The organism is Saccharopolyspora shandongensis (genome assembly GCF_900106995.1).
Taxonomy (GTDB): Bacteria; Actinomycetota; Actinomycetes; order Mycobacteriales; family Pseudonocardiaceae; genus Saccharopolyspora; species Saccharopolyspora shandongensis.
Genome location: NZ_FNOK01000060.1, coordinates 1 through 17,018, shown reverse-complemented (window position 1 = coordinate 17,018; position 17,018 = coordinate 1). Strand labels below are relative to the sequence as shown.

Sequence of the window (17,018 nt, the reverse complement as noted above, 5' to 3'; positions counted from 1 at the left end):
ACTCCTCACAGATCGAGAGTCAGCCGGGGAGTTAGCGAACGGGAGACGCAGGTGATGACGGAGTCGCCTGCCGCCCGCTCCTCGTCGTCGAGGTAGACGTCTTGGTGGTCCGGTCGGCCGTCGATCACGGCGACCCGGCAGGTGCCGCACGCGCCCTGTCCGCACGACGAGGGCACCACGACTCCGGCGTCCCGCACGGTTTCGAGGATGCTGCGCCCGGGTTCGACCGCGAGGTTCATGACCGAGCGCGCGAGGACGACCTCGAAGCGGCTGCTGTCGTCGATCGCCTGGTCGTTGCGGAAGTACTCGAAGTGCACGGCGTCGCGCGACCAGCCGTTCCGCTTCGCGGCATCCCGCGCGACGTCGAGCATCGGAGGAGGACCGCAGAAGTAGACCTGGCTGTCGTCGTCCGCGGTGGCGAGGAGTCGTTCCAGCTCGGCCTCCGTCGCGGCCGGATCCAGGCCGGTGACGACGCGGACGCTGCCGAGTGCGGCCAGACGTTCGGCGAAGGCCACGTCCGCTTCGTCCGCGACGAAGTAGTGCAGCTCGTACTGCAACCTTTGGTGTTCGAGCGTCTGCGCCATCGCCAGCAAGGGAGTGATGCCGATACCCCCGGCGACCAAGAGAGTGCGTTCGCGGTCTTGCCGCAGGGGAAAGCAGTTGCGGGGCAGTGACACCGCGAGCACGTCGCCCTCGCGCACGCGTTCGTGGAGCGCCACCGACCCGCCTGCCGAGTCCTGGGTGCGCTTCACCCCGATGACGTAGTGGTCGGTCTCGCCAGGTCCGTTGACCAACGAGTACTGCCGCACCAATCCTCCGGGCAGGGCGACGTCGAGGTGGGCGCCCGCCTGACCGCTGGGCAGCGGATGCTCGTCCATCGGCCCCAACTCCAGGCCGCGGACACCGGCCCCCGCCTCCCACGCCCTGACCACCCGAACCCGGGTCGGCAGGTCGCGTCGGTCGCCGTTCTCCGGCAACGAAGCCAAATGTGCCGGTACCGGTTCATAGCGCGGCGGCAGCGGCTGCGGTGCAGGCTCGTGCGCCGCCCGTTCCTCGGCGATGTCCCGCAACTGCGCCAGGGCATCATCGAACTGCCGAAGGACTCGCAATCGCTCATCCGCAGGTGCAGGGCTGTCCAGCACGCCCCGGACGATCGCCCGGCCGGCGTCCACCGGCTGCACCACGAAGAAGCCCAGTCCCGGCAACTCGACACCGAAATCACCGCGCTGTCTCGCTGTCGGTGGCTCAGCGTTCAACGGGGCCGGTGGCTGCTCCAGGAGCAGGGTCACCACGTCGCCGGGCGGTGCGCACACCGGCATCGGTCGCAGCACCAGACCCGGGTCGAGTTCGGGCGGCTCATCGACCGGTTGACCGACGGTGGTCCAGATCATCCCGCCGCGAGCCCGGACCGGGTACGTGCGATTGCAGATCGTCCGCGCCGGCGCGTCGGCGGGGTGGGCTGGGATGTACGTGCAGGCCGCGGTGCGATTGGCGTACCGCCAGCCGTGGTACTGGCATTTCAGCTCGCGCCCGTCGTTGACCGCGATCGACAACCGCACACCGCGGTGCAGGCAGCGGTTCTCCCACACGTTGACGTGGTCGTCGTCGGCCCGCCAGATGGCCAGCTCCTGTCCGAGCAGCTGACCTTGGAACACATGCCGGTGGACGAGGTCGCTCTCGGACGCGACCGGGTACCACGCGTCGGCCGCGCGCAGCAGCAAGTCCCCGCGCATCAGGCGGCTCCCCGGATGACGCCGTAGCGAACACCCAACTGGCCGAGCCATCTGCGGTAGGCAACGGAGGATTTGTCGGCGCGAATCGGCGTCTCCGCCCTGGGATCCAGCGGCAGCCGACGTGGCAGCTGATTTTCCAGGATGGGCTTGTCCTGCCCGAATATCGACACCTGGAAGCGGCGCAGCGCCCAGTCGGGCTGATCGTCGTCCAGCAGGCACAGCCACATGTGGGCGCGGATGTGCTCCTGGTCGAGCGCCTGCACGAAGAGGGCGATGACGTCGAACCGCTCCTGATGAATCGCGCTCGACTTGTACAGCACCGAGCAGTGCGGGTGCGGCACCCGGTACTCGTAGTCGACCTCCGCCCCACCGGAGCTGTTTGCCGCGGCCTGCGGCTGGTAGAAGACGCACTCGGTCGCGAGGATCTCCTGGTCGGCGACCGAGGCTTCGACGTTGTAGTCCTTGACCTCCGTATGCGGCTCCTCACCCAGCACGGCGGTGTGGATGAACGGAAAGTGCCCCATGTCGAGGAAGTTCTCGATGCTGCGCGGCGCCGATGTGCGCAACGTGACCGAACACGCGTGCAGCAGGCGTCGGTCGTTCTCTTCGGCTTCACGGATGTGGAACAGCGGTCGAGGCGCACCGAACGACGTCCACAGGTAGCCGTACCGCTCGAGCACCGGCAAAGTCGCCTCGGGTGGTCCGTCAGCGGGCCACGGCCCGACTGGAGGATCGTTCGCCGCCCGCTTCCACACCCAGAGCGTGCCGTCAGGGGCGCGACCTGTTGTCAGGGGATGGCCGAGGAGCTGGTCGTGCCACACGCGGTTTCGGGGCATCGTCTCGATGGCCCCCATCGGGTGCCACAGGTCCAGCAGGACCTTGTCGTCGCACAGCTGGTCAGGAGATTCGGCAGTGAGCGGAGCCAAAACAGGCCTCCTCGCAAGAGGCCGGGAGTGGAGGGGTGACGGCGGAAGAAGCCGTCCCGCTCCGGAGGTCGAATCCTCGACCACGGACCCGGCGTCAATCACTCCCGGACTGGTGCCGAGCGGAAAGCTAGCAGTACCAATGCTGGGGCGGCAACCCCCGATTTGCTTTTCTGGTGGGGCGGTCTGCTTCGTGAGCTGGGGCGGACAGCGTCGAACGGCGTCGGCCACGGCAACGCGATCTTGGAGTCGTTCTCCACCAGCCCGATACATGAGAGTCCATAGTGGATCGGAGCCTGTAACGCGAGGTGGGGAGCGCGACCGAACCTCGTGCTCGATCACGATGCGAAATTCGTTGTGGCAGCGACAGGAGGGGGAATCGAACTGTCCCCGCAAGCCTCGGTTTTATGCCGTCATCGGAAGGAAAGTAGGTTGATCGATTTTTCCTAGGCTGCGTTGAAATGCGCTGGACGACAGCTAGTGTCGACGGTTTGTCCTGTGGTTGCTGGTTTATTCATATCCATGTCGCTTGTGAATGAGACTAGGAGTGGAGTCCGCTGCGAAAGACGAGCCGATATCCATCTCGGATTCCTCCAGCTGGAATTTGGTTTGATCTGCTAGCGTCAACTGCCAACATCATTCTGAAACGACCTGCAAGCACCGACAGTGCGTTACGCGCATGTCGATGCGGGTCTAGCGACAGGGCCTGGCTCTCGACTGCGGCTTGCTGCGGCGAGCAGGGAGACTGGCTCTACGAGTCGATGGCAGGTGCCGACTGCCCTGGCTCGAATTGACACCGGCCAGACGGTGCGCCGCCCACGATGCATTGCCGAACTGGCTGCGCGACCGGGTTTCCGGAATGTGCGGCTTCGCGTTGCCTGGCCCGAGGAATGTCGGAGTCGGCAAATCCTGCGCCATGTCAAGGGTTTGTGACGCACGTCCCGTGCTGCCCGGTTCAAATTTCCCCTTTGAGCTAGGCGAATCGCCTGTTCGGGCAATTAGCGAGCCTGGGGCAACCCCGAGCCGGGCGGAGGCGTGGGAAGGCCGCGGGGGTGCTCACGGCATCGCGGCGCGAGGGGACCTGAGCGAGGAGAAGGACATGTCAACGGCTTCGGTGCCGCGTGATCAGCGGAGCACGATGACACCGGCGGCTCTGGTGGGTCGCGCGGTCGGAGGCTTCCCGGAAATTGCGGGTCTCGGCCGGCACTGCGCCGATCCGGTGGCACACCGCGCGTGGCTTGCGTGGATCGGGCCCACTTCACGCCGACATCACGATCTTGACGTTTCACTGAAGCGCTCCCCGGACCGGCTCGGGGAGCGCTTCTCGAAGTCACAGCGCGGGACCAGGCGCGTTCTTGCCCGGTCACTCGAGGCACGGGTGCACGCGAGGGCAGTTCTGCTGATCTGCGTGCAGCCCTTGCGGTTTCGTTGTTCGCTGTCGACTGGCGCCGATCATGCTGCAGATCGGCGCACGGAGAACTACGGCCAAAAGGGCGGTCTCCCGTTACCTTTTGATCACGAAGAGTGAGGCAGGGCTTGGGAGACGTTCCGTCGAACCCGCACGACCGCGCCCCGCGCGGCAATCGCCGGCTCGCCGCGTTGGCCGGATTGACGCTCTTGCTCGGAGTGCTCGCCGTGCTCGCGCCGGTGAAGGCTGATGCGCCGCTGGTCACCTGGCCGCGGACCGGTGACGCGACGCCGTCGACGGTGTTGCCGCTGTCGCCGTACCGGCCGCTGGACTTCACCGCCACGATCCCGTGCGAAACGCTGCGCACCAGCACCGCAGCGGCGTTGCGCACGCACGCCCCGGGCAACCCCGGCCTGGAAGTGGCCGCGCGGGCAGGGCAAGCGCGATTCCTGGTCGACGGCAGTGAGATCCTCGCCGATCCGCTGCGCGCGACGTGCGAGTACCAGGTGGTCGCCGACGCCGCCGGAATCCGCGTCTCCCGGGACGGCGCGCTCCTGGTGGACCGGCCGGACCTGCTGCCACCGCAGGTCTCCGAGCTGTCCACCACCGGCTCGGTCGACGGCCTCGAAGTCGCGCTGCACGCCGACGCGCGCTACGAATCCTCGCCCAGCGCCTTGAAAATCGCGCTCCTGCTGGCGCACGCGGCGTGCCTGGTCGCGCTGCTGGTGCTCGCGTGGCGGCGGTGGCGGGGCCGGCAGTCGATGAGCGTCCTGACGATCCCCCGCTTCGCCGCCGCCGACGCGGTGATGGTGCTGGTCGCCGCGGCGTGGGTGCTGCTCGGGCCGGTCAACATGGACGACGGCTGGTACCTGATGATGGCCCGCAACGCGGGCGAATCCGGCTACGTCGGCAACTTCGTCTACATGTTCAACGCGACGGAGAACCCGTTCGCGTCGAGCCAGTACCTGCTGCAGTGGTGGGGCGAGCTCGGCGGCTGGTCGCTCTGGTGGATGCGCCTGGTCCCGATGTTCTGCGGGCTCGCGACCTGGGTGCTGCTGCGCATCGTCTTCGCCACGCTGCTCGGACGTGCGGCCAACCTCCGCGCGGTGCCCTGGGCGTTGCTGGTCGCGCACCTGGTCTGGTTCTTGTCCTACGGCATGTCGCTGCGCCCGGAACCGGTGATCGTGGTCTGCGCGGCGGCGGCGCTGCTCTTCGCGGAGGCCGCCCACCTGCGGCATTCGATCGGCGCGTTGGCGGTGGCGACGATGTTCGCGGCGCTGGCGATGACTGCCTCGCCGTCCGGCCTGGTCGCTGCCGCTCCGCTGGTGCTGAGCGTGCCGTGGCTGCTGCGCTGGCTGCGCCGGCAGTCCTGGTCGGGGCGCATCGCCGCGGTATTGCTGGCGGCGGCTTCGGCAACCGTTGTCGTGCCGGTGGGTTTCGCCGACGCGAGCTTGGGCGATGTCCTCGAAGCGACCGACGTCCACCGCTGGTACTACCTGTCCTTCCTCTGGTACGAGGAGTTCGAGCACTACAAAACGCTGCTGAACACGGCCGGATGGGCGCGGCGGTTACCGGTGCTGCTGACGTTGGCGATCGTCGGCGTGGTCGCGTTGGCCAGCGGACGCGGCGGCATGGGCCGGGATCCGATCCGCCGCCTGCTGATCACCAGCGCGGTCACCACCGCGATCGCGCTGGTGCTGATCGCGTTCAGCCCGACCAAGTGGGTGAGCCACTTCCACGCGGTGGCCGCCGCGCCGACGGTGCTGCTGGCGGCGGCGCTGCTGCGCTCGCCGTTGCCGCGTCGCGCCGGGCCGGTGGTCGCGGGTGCGAGCCTGGTGCTGATCATCGGTGCGGTTTCGCTGAGCTTCGCCGGGGACAACTGGTGGATCCCGTTCTCCGACGCCGGGCAGCGGTTCGGCGAACACCTCAACCGGGATTCGCAGACCAACGACCTAGAACCGCACTTCGGCCCGCTCTACCTGCGCAATCCGCTGCTGTGGATCGGCATCGCGGTGGTGGCGTACTCGTGGGCGAAGTGGCGTCGTCGACGTGGCGAGCCGGTGCGCGTGGGCCCGGACCGCGCGGTGTTGGGCGTTGCGTCGATCGGCTCGGTGCTGCTGCTGGTCGCGTTGTTCTGCTACGCGCCGATCGGGCAGTCGCCGGGGTGGACGATCGCCCGCTCCGGCGCGCAAACCTTGTTCGGCGACGGCTGCGGCCTGGCCAGCGATGTCCGGGTTCAGCTGCCGTCCGGACGGCTCGGCGCACCGAGCGCCCCGGAACTCGCCGGTGATTTCCAGGTCGGCAACGTGCTGCCGGCCGGCCCGTGGCCGGAGCCGGTGACGATCTGGAACACCGATCGTCCGGACGGGACGACGCCGGGCGTCGGCCGACTGGTCACCGGCTGGTACCCGCTGTCCGGCCCGGGCACGCACGTGACGGTGCCGGTGGCCGGGCTGCTCGCGGGCCAGGGCCTGGAAGTCGAGTTCGCGGGTCCTGGCGGTGTCGTCGCGCAGCAGCTGCACCCGGAGTTGCGCCGATCCGCGTTGCGGGAATGGCAGCAGCTCGCGACGCCGATCCCGGCGGGCGCGCAGTCGGTGCGGGTCGTCGCGACCGACCAGGTGACCGGGGCGCGGTCGTGGTTGGCCGTCGCGGAACCGAAGACGACCGAATCGCGCCCGATCACCGAGCTCACCCGCGGCCGGCCGGTGCTGGCGAACCACATCAACGCGCCGTTGTGGCCCTGCGTCGACCAGGTCGGCATCCGCGACGGTGTCACGGACACGCCGGAGGTGCGGCTGACCGCCGACGAAGGGCTGCCGCCGGAGTGGCTGGACAACATCAGCTACCTGGAGTGGGGCGGCGCCTGGATGCAGGCGACCCGGGAGTGGACGCAGACCCGGTTGGCCGCGGAACTGCCCGGCGGACCGCCCCGACTGCCGTGGGGGAACGTGTTCGTGGTCCGCTACCAGCTCCCGGTGGGCCGCTACGACCTGCGCGTTTCGCAGGAGACGCGATGGGGTTGGACGCGCCTGCCGACGCTGGCCGACAACGACTACCCGGACATCTCGCGCAACGCCGGCGTTCAGCAGCCCGTCCGGTAAGGCCGGAACACCGGTGCACTCTCGCGCAGACGCCTGGACGGTGTTCGCGGTAGAAACGGGCAACGCGCCGAACGGCGGCGCGCTGCGCAGGTTTGTCCCGCGGTTTCGGGATTTTCGCGGATCAATGTCTCTTGTGGACATTACCGGGAATCCTGTCGGCCCGACCATGGGGAGAGCTCGCTGGCGCGCCACGAAAGCACAGGCAGGCGAGCTTGCGCGGCAGCGGTCCTGCCTTCCGATGAGATCCGCGTCCGCCCGGCCCCAGCTGCCCGGCCACTCGGCCACCTGGCCGCGTCGGACCGCCGCCCACCGGAGTTCCCGAAATTAGCTGGATATTAGTCGTCGACGGCCCTTGACGGCGCCGTGGACCCGGCGGCAGTGTGCTCGTCAATCCGCATTCGCAGCCAGATCGTTCGACGCAGTCGGCTAATGCGTATTAGTCAGGAGTGACCATGGTGGGAAGAGCATCCACACCAGGGCGCCGGGGACGGCCGAGGCAGGCGGAGGTCGCCCGACTGGCCGGGGTATCGCAGACGACGGTGTCGTTGGTGCTCGGCGGCAACAAGCAGGGCATCGCGCTGCACGAGGACACCCGGGCCCGGGTGCTCGCCGCCGCCCGCGAACTCGGTTACGTGCCCGACCCGGCGGCCCGGCGGATGGCCAGGGCTCGCAACAACCTGCTCGGCGTCTTCAGCTTCACCGCGACCTTCCCGGTCGACGTCGAGCACTCGTACTACCCGATCCTGGTCGGTGTGGAGCGGGAGGCGGTGGCCCGGGGCTACGACCTGGTGCTGTTCACCGGCTCCAGCTCGGGGCCCGCGCAAACCGTCGCGCCCGGCGCGCTGCAACGGGTGCGGATGGCCGACGGCTGCCTCTTCCTCGGCCGGCACATCCCGGAAGGCGAACTGCGCCGCTTGGTGGACGACAACTTCCCGGCCGTGCACATCGGACGCCGTGACGAGCTCGAGGGCCTGGCTTGGGTGGGCGTCGACTACGTCAGCGCCAGCGCCGAGGTCGTGCGCCACCTGGCCGGTCTCGGGCACCGGCGGATCGTGCTGGTCCGCGAGTCCGATGACGCTCCGGCCTCCGCCGATCGCGAGCGCGGATTCCGCATGGCGCTCGCCGAGCTGGGCGGTCCGAACGGCGCGGCGGTCGTGCGCACCGCCCGCCCCGGCGCCGACATCACGCCGGCCTGGGTGCGCGCCCGGGTTGCCGAGGGAGTCACCGCGTTCGTCGCCGAGGAGACCGACACGGGCGCCGCGTGGCGGCAGTTGCTCGCGGCCGTCAACGGTGCCGGGCTCGACGTGCCGGGCGAAGTATCCCTGGCATTGCTCGGTTCTCCGCCGGCCGACCTCGCCGGACGGCCGCAGCCCACCGGCTTCGACGTTCCCCGGGCCGAGCTCGGATCGGCCGCGGTTCGGATGGCCACCGCGCTGCTGGCCGGCGAGGAGGCCGCCGAGCCGCTGGTGGCGTGCACCTTCCGGCCGGGGCGCACCGCCGGCCCGGCGCCCGGGCGTCCCTGAGCCGCAACAACATCCGACACATCCCGAGGAGGCCGCACCACATGCCCACCCCCATCTCCACCCCAGGGGAGACCGAAGTCCTGATCGTGGGAGGCGGGCTCGGCGGCGTGGCCGCCGCCCTGGCCGCCTGCCGGGCGGGGCGCACCGTCGTGCTGACCGAGGAGACCGACTGGGTCGGTGGCCAGCTCACCGCCCAGGCCGTGCCGCCCGACGAACACCCGTGGGTCGAGCAGTTCGGCGTCACCGCCTCCTACCGGGCGCTGCGGGAGGGCATCCGCGCCCACTACCGCCAGTGGTACCCGCTGCGGGCGCAGGCCAGGGACCTGGTGCGCCTCAACCCCGGTGCCGGGCGGGTCAGCAAGCTCTGCCACGAGCCGCGCGTCGCGCTAGCCGTGATCGAGGCGATGCTCGCGCCGCACCGCGCCGCCGGGCGGCTGACCGTGCTCACCGAGCATCGGCCCGTCGCCGCCGAGACCGAAGGTGACGTGGTCCGGGCAGTCACCGTCGAGGACGTCCGTGACGGCACCCGCCACACCATCGCGGCACCGTACATCATCGACGCCACCGAGACCGGCGATCTGCTGGAGCTGGCCGGTGTCGAGCACGCGATCGGCGCCGAGGCGCGCAGCGAACACGTCGAGCCGCACGCCCCCGAGATCGCCGATCCCCTCAACCAGCAGGGCATCACCATCTGCTTCGCGCTCTCGCATTACGAAGGCGAGGACCACATCATCGACCGGCCCGCCAACTACGACTTCTGGCGCTCCTACCGGCCGGACTTCTGGCCCGGTCCGCTGATCGGCTTCCTCGCCCCGGACCCGCGCACCCTCGAAGCCGTGCCGCGCACGTTCCAGCCGAACCCGGACGACGATCCGCTCGACGTCGACGCCGACCAGAGCGCGGACGCGGGAGACAAGGAGCTCTGGGCATTCCGGCGCATCCTCGCCCGCAACTTGCACCGGCCCGGCGCCTTCGACTCCGACATCACCCTGGTCAACTGGCCGCTCAACGACTACTGGCTCAAGCCGCTGCTCGGGGCCGGCGAGGAGACCGCCCGGCAGGCGCTCGCCGACGCCCGGCAGTTGTCCCTTTCCGTCCTGTACTGGTTGCAGACCGAGGCGCCGCGTCCCGACGGGGGAACGGGTTTCCCCGGCCTGAAGCTCCGGCCCGACGTCACCGGCACCGCAGACGGTCTGGCCAAGGCCGCCTACATCCGCGAATCCCGCCGCATCAAGGCCGTCACCACCGTTACCGAGCGCGACGTCGCCATCGAGCTGGTCGGCCCCTACGGCGGCACCCGCCACGCCGACTCCGTCGGTATCGGTGGCTACCGCATCGACCTGCACCCGTCCACCGGCGGCGACAACTACATCGACATCGGGTCGGTGCCGTTCGAGATCCCGCTGGGTGCGTTGCTGCCGCGCCGCACCACCAATTTGCTGCCCGCAGGCAAGAACATCGGCACCACGCACATCACCAACGGCTGCTACCGCCTGCACCCCGTGGAGTGGAACGTCGGCGAGGTCGCGGGCGCGCTCGCCGCGCACTGCCTGGACGAGGGCGTGCGGCCGCACCAGGTGCAGGAGGACGAGAAGAGGTTCGCGGAGTTCGCCCGCGTGCTCGACCGGGCAGGTGTCCAGCGGCACTGGCCCGACGTTCGCGGCTACTGAGAAGACCGGTCGGGACAGTTCTTTCCCGCCCGGAAGCACCCACCCACGTCATTCGCTCGACCTGCGTACGACACAAGGAGGTGTCCCTATGACCCGGCACCGCATCCGCGTCGGCATCGATGTGGGTGGAACCTTCACCGACGCCGTGGCGGTCGACTCGGCCACGCTGGCGCTCGTCGCCCAGGTCAAGGTTCCCACCACCCACCACCATCCCGACGGCGTCGCGCACGGCATCGTGGCGGCGCTGAATCGGCTGCTCGAAGACGTCGGCTGCCTCCCCGAGGACGTCGCTTTCCTCGCGCACGGCACCACTCAGGCGACTAACGCCCTGCTCGAGGGCGATGTGGCCCCGGTCGGGCTGCTCGGCATCGGCACCGGCCCGGGCGCGGTCTCCACCAAGCGCCTCGCCGCCCTCGGAGATCTCGAACTCGCCCCGGGCAAACGGCTGCCGTTGCACTACGCGCACGTCCGGGATCCCGACGATCCCGCGGGGGTCCGCACCGCCGTCGAGCAGGTCACCGCCGCCGGAGCCGAAGTGCTGGTCGCCAGCGAGCCGTTCAGCGTCGACCTGCCCGACGGCGAACAGGCGGTGCTGGCGGTCGCGGGCTCCTACGGGCTGCCCATGACCGCCGCGAACGAGATCACGTCGCTGTACGGGCTGCGCAAGCGCACCCGCACCGCTGTGGTCAACGCGGCCATCCTGCCGAAGATGCTGGCCACCGCGGACCTGGTCGACTCGAGCATCGCCGCGTCCGGGATGACCGCCCCGCTGATGGTGATGCGTTGCGACGGCGGGGTGATGTCGCTGGAGGAGATGCGACGGCGTCCGCTGCTGACCGTGCTGTCGGGCCCCGCCGCCGGAGTCGCCGGCGCGCTGATGCGGGAGCGGGTCAGCGATGGCGTGTTCCTGGAAACAGGCGGCACGTCCACCGACATCAGCGTCGTCCGCCGCGGCAAGGTCGCGGTCCGGCACGCCACCATCCTGGGCAAATCCTCGTACCTGTCCGCATTGGACGTGCGCACCGTCGGTGTCGGCGGCGGCTCGATGGTGCGGCTCGCCGGTGGCGGGGTGCGCGCTGTCGGGCCGCGCAGCGCCCACATCGCCGGGTTGCCGTACGCCTGCTATGCGAATCCGGCGGACTTGCGGGGCGCGAAGCTCGTCGCCATCAGCCCGTTGGACGGCGACCCGGGCGACTACGCGGTCCTCGAAGCCGCGGGCGGACGCTTCGCCATCACCATGACCTGCGCGGCCAACGCGCTCGGCCGGGTCCCGGAAGGCGACTTCGCCGCGTGCGAACCGGAGGTGGCTCACACCGCGTTGGCACCGCTTGCCGAGGCACTGGACACCGACGTGGCGGGTGCCGCGATGCGGGTCTTGGATGCGGGGGTAAAGCAGGTTCAAACCGTCGTGGACGCGGTGGTCCGCGACTACCGCCTCGACCGCGACACCGCCGTCCTCGTCGGTGGGGGAGGGGGCGCGGCCGCCGTCACCCCGCACCTGGCCGCCAGCACCGGGCTGACCGGCCGGATCGCCAAGCACAACGAAGTGATCAGCCCGGTCGGTGTGGCTCTCGCGCTGGTCCGGGAGCAGATCGAACGGATCATCCCCGGCGCCACCCAGGAACACATCCTCGGCGTGCGCAACGAAGCCGAAGCGGCCGTCGTCGCGCAGGGGGCCGCACCCGGCGCGGTCGAAGTGGAGGTGACCGTCGACCCGCAGACCAGCACCGTGCGGGCCATCGCCACCGGCGCCACCGAACTGCGCACTCAGGACCGCGCCCGCCGCGCAGACGACAGCGAACTCCTCTCCGTCGCCGCGGCCAGCCTCAAGACTGATCCGCAGAAGGTCGAGGTGCTTGCCGCCACCGACGCCCACACCGTCTACGGAACCTTGCAACGTCGCCGCTTCCGCAAACCGCACCACCCAGTGCGCGTCCTCGACGCCGACGGCGTCGTGCGCCTGCACGCCGCCAACGCCCGTGTTGCCACGACTACCGTGGGGCAGGCGCCGGAGCTGCTGGCGGAGCTGATCCGCGAGACCACGACCTACGGGGATGGCGGTGTCCGAGCACCGTCGCTGCGCCTGCTGCTCGGCTCGCGGATCGCCGATCTGTCCGGCGTGCTCGAGGCGGGGCCGCTGCTGGCCCTGGCCCGCAGCGAGCTGCGCTCGCGCACGGCCGACGAGCCGGTGGTGGCGGTGCTGGAGGCACGCTCATGACCGGCCCGTCCCGCCGCCTGACCGATCTGCCCGCCGCACGCCGGGATTCGCTGTCCGCGGAGTGCGAGCGGCTGGCGGCGTTCACCGACGTCGAACTCGCCGCCCGGCTGCTGGCCGGCACTCCCACCCACGAGGCGCGCGACTCGGCCCTGCTGGCCCGCTGGGCGGAGGTGTCCACCGGGTACGGTGCCGAACTCGCCCGGTCCGGCGCCGCCGGTCCGGCCGACCCGCCCAGGGTCCTCGAGCGCGACGGCGGGCTGAACCGCGGTCTGATGGCCCGCTACCGGTCCCGTCCGGTGTCTACTGTGGAGCTTTACGTCGACGCGCTCGCCCTCGGCGAGGACCTGGCCGCGTTCCTCGGCTGGCAGGGGTGGTTCCCACCCGGCTCGCTGCGCGCGACCGCGCTGGCCCACGAAGAGGCGCACGCGCGCCTGCACGACACCGGAGTCCGCCGAGCGCTCCGCCACCGCCTGGGACACATCTCCCTGCGCCTCGGCCGCTTCCGCATCCTCGGCCACGTCGCGGGTGCCGACGAGGTCGCCGCGCACGGGTACGCCGGCGCCGTCGTCGGCCTGGGCCGGACCCCGATCCTGCTCACCGCCGCGCTGACCGGCGCGGTCCTGGCCTTCGGAGAGGACTGAAGCCCACATGGGAGTCGTCATCCTCGTGCTCATGCTCGCCGGCGTCGGGCTGATGCTCGCCCGCAAGCTGCCCACCGCTTTCGCCCTCGTCCTGCTCGGGGTGGCCATCGCGGTCGCGGCGGGCGCCCCGTTCACCGGTGACGACAGCATCGTCGACACCGTGCTCCAGAAGGGCTCGGTGGCGCTGGCGTCCACCATGCTCGCCGTGCTGATCGGCTCGTGGCTGGGCAAGCTTATGGAGGAGACCGGCATCGCCGCGACCCTCGTCCGCAAGATCGTCGAGTTCGGCGGCGACCGCCCGACCATCGTCGCGCTCGGAGTGCTGGCCGTCTCCGCGCTCGTCGGTACGGTCACCGGCTCGGCTCCCGCCGCGATGATGGCGGGCATCGTCGGAATCCCCGCGATGATCGCCGTAGGGGTGCCCAAGACGACCGCGGCCGGGACCATCCTCATGGGGATCGCCGCCGGCGTGCCGTTCGAGCTGCCGGTCTGGCAGTTCTTCTCCACCGCCCTGGAACTGCCGATCGACACCGTGCGCAGCTTCATGGTCAGGCTGTTCCCCTTCGCCCTGCTATTCGCAGTTCTGTTCGTGCTCGTGGAGACCCGGCGCAAGGGGGTGGAGCACTCCTGGTCGCTGACCTCGGGCGTGGCCCGGCCGGAGCGCCGTGGGCGCGGGCGTGCCCGCCGCATGGGCGACGCGCCCTGGTACGCGCTACTCGCCCCTGCCATCCCGCTGGTCCTGGCGCTCGGCTTCGACCTCGCGATCATCCCGTCGATGCTCGCCGGTGTGCTCTACGCGTTGATGACGACGACAAGACCAGCCGAGATGAACCAGCGGATGCTGCGCACGCTCTACGCCGCCTTCGAGGTCGCTGCTCCACCCATCGTGCTGTTCGTCGCCATCGGCATCCTGCTTGCGGCGGTCAAGCTGCCCGGCGCGATCGAGGCGCTCAACCCGCTGGTCGGGGCCGTCGCCCCGGGGCACCCGGTCGTCTTCGTGCTGGTCTTCACACTGCTGGTGCCGCTGTGCCTGTACCGGGGGCCGCTCAACGTCTTCGGCCTCGGCGCCGGGATCGCGGGTGTGCTGATCGCGGCGGGCATCTACCCGGCGGTCGCCGTGCTGGGCCTGACCGCCTCGTACAATCAGGTTTTCGGCGTTTCCGACCCGACGAGCACCCAGACGGTGTGGGCGGCGCAGTACTCCGGCGTCAGCCCGCAGCGGGTGATGCTGCGCACCCTGCCCTACGTGTGGTGCGTCGCGCTCGGCGGCTTGTGCGTCACTGCCGCCACCTACCTCTGACCCACCGTCCGAAATGGAGTGTCCTTCATGGAACTTGACCGCCGTAGGTTCCTGCGCACCGCGACGGCGGGCGGTGCCCTGCTCGCAGTTGGCAGTGCCCTGCCCGCATCCGCCGCCCCCGGCGGCTTCCCCGACTACCGCTACGTGCGTACCCTTCTCAAACCGGAGCAGCTCAAGTACAACCCCACCGGCGAAATCATCTTCCCCTGCGTCCGCGGCGTCTACGACCGGCTGAGCAGCACGATCGGCCGCTACTACCTCTATTACGCCCCACACGACGCGCCTGGTGGCATCTGCCTGGCCTATGGTGATTCGCTGGAGGGCCCGTTCACCGAGTACCCGCACAACCCGATCGTCGCCAACGAGTGGCAGCCGCACTACAGCGTCAAGCACGTCTCGTCCCCGCACGTGCTGTGGCACCGCGAGGCCCGGGAGATGTGGCTGTACTTCCACGGCGACAACAACACGACTCGCCTCGCACGCTCGAAAGACGGCATCCACTTCACCTATGACAAAGCCGTGCTGACCACCTCGATGATGCCCGCGGGCACCACCGAGACCTCCTACGCCAGGGTCTTCCGCCACCACCTGCCCTCCCGGGGTGCCCGCTACGTGATGGTCTTCATGCGCAACACCACCGCCAACCACCGCGACATCTGCTGGGGCTGGTCGCCCGAGGGCCGCAACTGGACCTTCGACCACGAGCCGCTGATCGACCACGCCAAGGTCGGCGCGGTCAACGTCGGCGGCCCGCACTTGCTGCACAAGAACGGCAGCACGTACGTCGTCTACAACAGCGACAAGGAGAGCGGCGGCAACATCCTCATCACGGAGGTCGGCAACGACTTCTCCCGGCGCAACCACCTCGGTGTCTTCTACGACTCGCGTTCCACCGCGCCGGAAAACGGCCGCGCGGCCGCGCCGGCCTTCGGGACAGACAGGGGAGTGCCGTACATGATCTACGAGGCCGGGGAGCGGCTGTCCGGCGTTATCGCCATGGCCCGCGGTTGACCGCAGCCCGCACGGCGGGCAACTTCGCTTGACGACAGGTTCGTCATGCGGAGTTGCCGGTCAGGTTCCGCTTCTTACTGGGCAGCCTGGCCGAGAAGCCACGACACTGTCACGTCGATGACTTCGCTCCCCGTGTCCCGGAAGCCATGTCCGCCGCCTTGAACGCGGTGCCAGTCCGTGCGCAGCCGCCGGGCTGCCACTTCATGGGCCACCTCGTAGGAGACGTGCTCATCCGCATCGCCATGCACGACGAGCGCGGGTATGCCGCTCGCGAGAAAGGCAGCTCTCGGGTCGAGCTCCGCGAATTCTTCGAAGAGCTGCGCGCCCAGTTCGAACCGTCCCTCGATGTCAAGGAAACCCTGCTGCTGCAAGGAAGTCAAGTCGCCGTAGAGCTGCCGCCCGCGCGGCAGCTCCGGTTGCAGGAAAGTCCGGCGTAGATCGAGCACCGGCTGCCACAGCACCACCGAGTCGATGGGCAACTCGCCCAAGGAGAGCGTGGTGCTCACCGCGCCGAAGCTCGACGCCACCACCGACACCGGGTGCCCCGCCGACTCCACGGCCGCCTGCAAATCCAACCGCTCTCCCGCGATCGTCATGTCGCGTGGCCTGCCCTCGCTGCGGCCGTGCCCACGGAATGAGAACCGCAGCACCGAGAACCCCGCAGCCGCAAGCCGATCCGCCAGAATCGGGAACAGTCCTTGCTCTCCGAGGTCGGCGGTGATTCCGTGTGCCAGTACCACAGTATCCGCACCGCCCTGATGCCACACAGCCTCAAGGCGGACACCGTCGGACGTGGTGATCACAGGTGAATCCCGGTCCGGATTGGACGGGCCGCTGCAGCCACCCTCGTGCAGGCAAGGATGGAGAAATCTTCTGTGGTCGCGATCCGGGCGATGCCCGCGTGTCGCATGCTGAGCCCCGCTGCCACTGCAGTACCTCCCCGTCGAAAACGCGGATCAGGCACCGAGACTGTATGACACATGCCACGTGGATCAAGCCCCTGGTCTATGTTTGTCCAACAGGACTAATAGGTATTAGCGACTTGACAAGAGCGCGGCGATGGGGCGGGTCACGGACTCGCGTGCATCATCGAAGCTGGCATCACATGCGGCCACACCGGCCACGGAGTTGCCGCGCTTGTCCAGCCCCGGGCTCCACACCGCGATCGCGCACCGGCCCGGCACGATCGCGAGGATCCCGCCACCGACCCCGCTCTTGCCCGGGATGCCGACCCGGTAGGCGAAATCGCCGGCGGCGTCGTAGGTCCCGCAGGTGAGCATGATCGCGTTGATCCGCTTGGCCTGCCTGCAGGTGACCAGCTCCGAACCGTCGCGGCGGACACCGCGCGCGGCGAGGAACCGCCCCGCCAGGGCCAGGTCGCGGCAGCTCATCTCGATCGCACACTGCCGGACGTACTGGTCGAGCACGGTCGCCACCGGGTTGCGCATGTTGCCGTAGGACGCCATGAAATGGGTCAGGGCCAGGTTGCG

General features: G+C 69.6%; 11 protein-coding genes. 7 read left to right on the top strand and 4 right to left on the bottom strand.

Going from position 1 to position 17,018, the window contains the following annotated elements; all coding sequences use genetic code 11:
• Window positions 1-5: 5 nt before the first annotated feature.
• Both BLW84_RS38370 and BLW84_RS38365 read right to left on the bottom strand, forming a co-directional pair.
• Window positions 6-1,733 (bottom strand): Rieske 2Fe-2S domain-containing protein, encoded by a 1,728-nt coding sequence (locus tag BLW84_RS38370; RefSeq protein ID WP_093276115.1) that lies wholly within the window; start codon window positions 1,731-1,733, stop codon window positions 6-8.
• Entirely contained in the window at window positions 1,733-2,743 is a 1,011-nt protein-coding gene (locus tag BLW84_RS38365) for an aromatic ring-hydroxylating oxygenase subunit alpha (protein ID WP_245761676.1), read from the bottom strand. Before BLW84_RS38365 ends, BLW84_RS38370 begins: the two co-directional genes overlap by 1 nt.
• Window positions 2,744-4,192: 1,449 nt before the next feature.
• Here BLW84_RS38365 and BLW84_RS38360 point away from each other — a divergent pair.
• From BLW84_RS38360 to BLW84_RS38330, 7 genes are all read left to right on the top strand, one after another.
• A complete protein-coding gene (locus BLW84_RS38360) occupies window positions 4,193-7,165 on the top strand; it encodes an arabinosyltransferase domain-containing protein (protein WP_093276113.1) in 2,973 nt (990 codons plus the stop codon).
• Window positions 7,166-7,617: 452 nt separating this feature from the next.
• The gene (locus tag BLW84_RS38355; protein WP_093276111.1) at window positions 7,618-8,688 is read left to right on the top strand and encodes a LacI family DNA-binding transcriptional regulator; all 1,071 of its coding nucleotides are present in this window, start codon (window positions 7,618-7,620) and stop codon (window positions 8,686-8,688) included.
• Window positions 8,689-8,729: 41 nt separating this feature from the next.
• Window positions 8,730-10,358, top strand: a complete 1,629-nt coding sequence (locus BLW84_RS38350) for an FAD-dependent oxidoreductase (RefSeq protein WP_093276196.1) — start codon at window positions 8,730-8,732, stop codon at window positions 10,356-10,358.
• Between the two features lie 88 nt (window positions 10,359-10,446).
• On the top strand, window positions 10,447-12,576 hold the full coding sequence (locus BLW84_RS38345) for a hydantoinase/oxoprolinase family protein (protein WP_093276109.1): 2,130 nt from the start codon (window positions 10,447-10,449) through the stop codon (window positions 12,574-12,576).
• The gene (locus BLW84_RS38340) at window positions 12,573-13,217 is read left to right on the top strand and encodes a hypothetical protein (RefSeq protein ID WP_245761675.1); all 645 of its coding nucleotides are present in this window, start codon (window positions 12,573-12,575) and stop codon (window positions 13,215-13,217) included. Before BLW84_RS38345 ends, BLW84_RS38340 begins: the two co-directional genes overlap by 4 nt.
• A 7-nt stretch (window positions 13,218-13,224) precedes the next feature.
• Window positions 13,225-14,517, top strand: coding sequence for a TRAP transporter large permease subunit (locus BLW84_RS38335; protein WP_093276105.1), 1,293 nt, complete (start codon window positions 13,225-13,227; stop codon window positions 14,515-14,517).
• Between the two features lie 27 nt (window positions 14,518-14,544).
• A complete protein-coding gene (locus BLW84_RS38330; protein WP_093276103.1) occupies window positions 14,545-15,528 on the top strand; it encodes a twin-arginine translocation signal domain-containing protein in 984 nt (327 codons plus the stop codon).
• 74 nt (window positions 15,529-15,602) lie between these two features.
• Here BLW84_RS38330 and BLW84_RS38325 read toward each other — a convergent pair whose 3' ends face one another.
• Window positions 15,603-16,331: an alpha/beta hydrolase gene (locus tag BLW84_RS38325; RefSeq protein WP_093276101.1), complete on the bottom strand. Its 729-nt coding sequence runs from the start codon at window positions 16,329-16,331 to the stop codon at window positions 15,603-15,605.
• A gap of 231 nt (window positions 16,332-16,562) precedes the next feature.
• Window positions 16,563-17,018 (bottom strand): glutaminase (locus BLW84_RS38320; protein ID WP_177226923.1); only part of this gene is annotated, 456 nt, incomplete at its 5' end.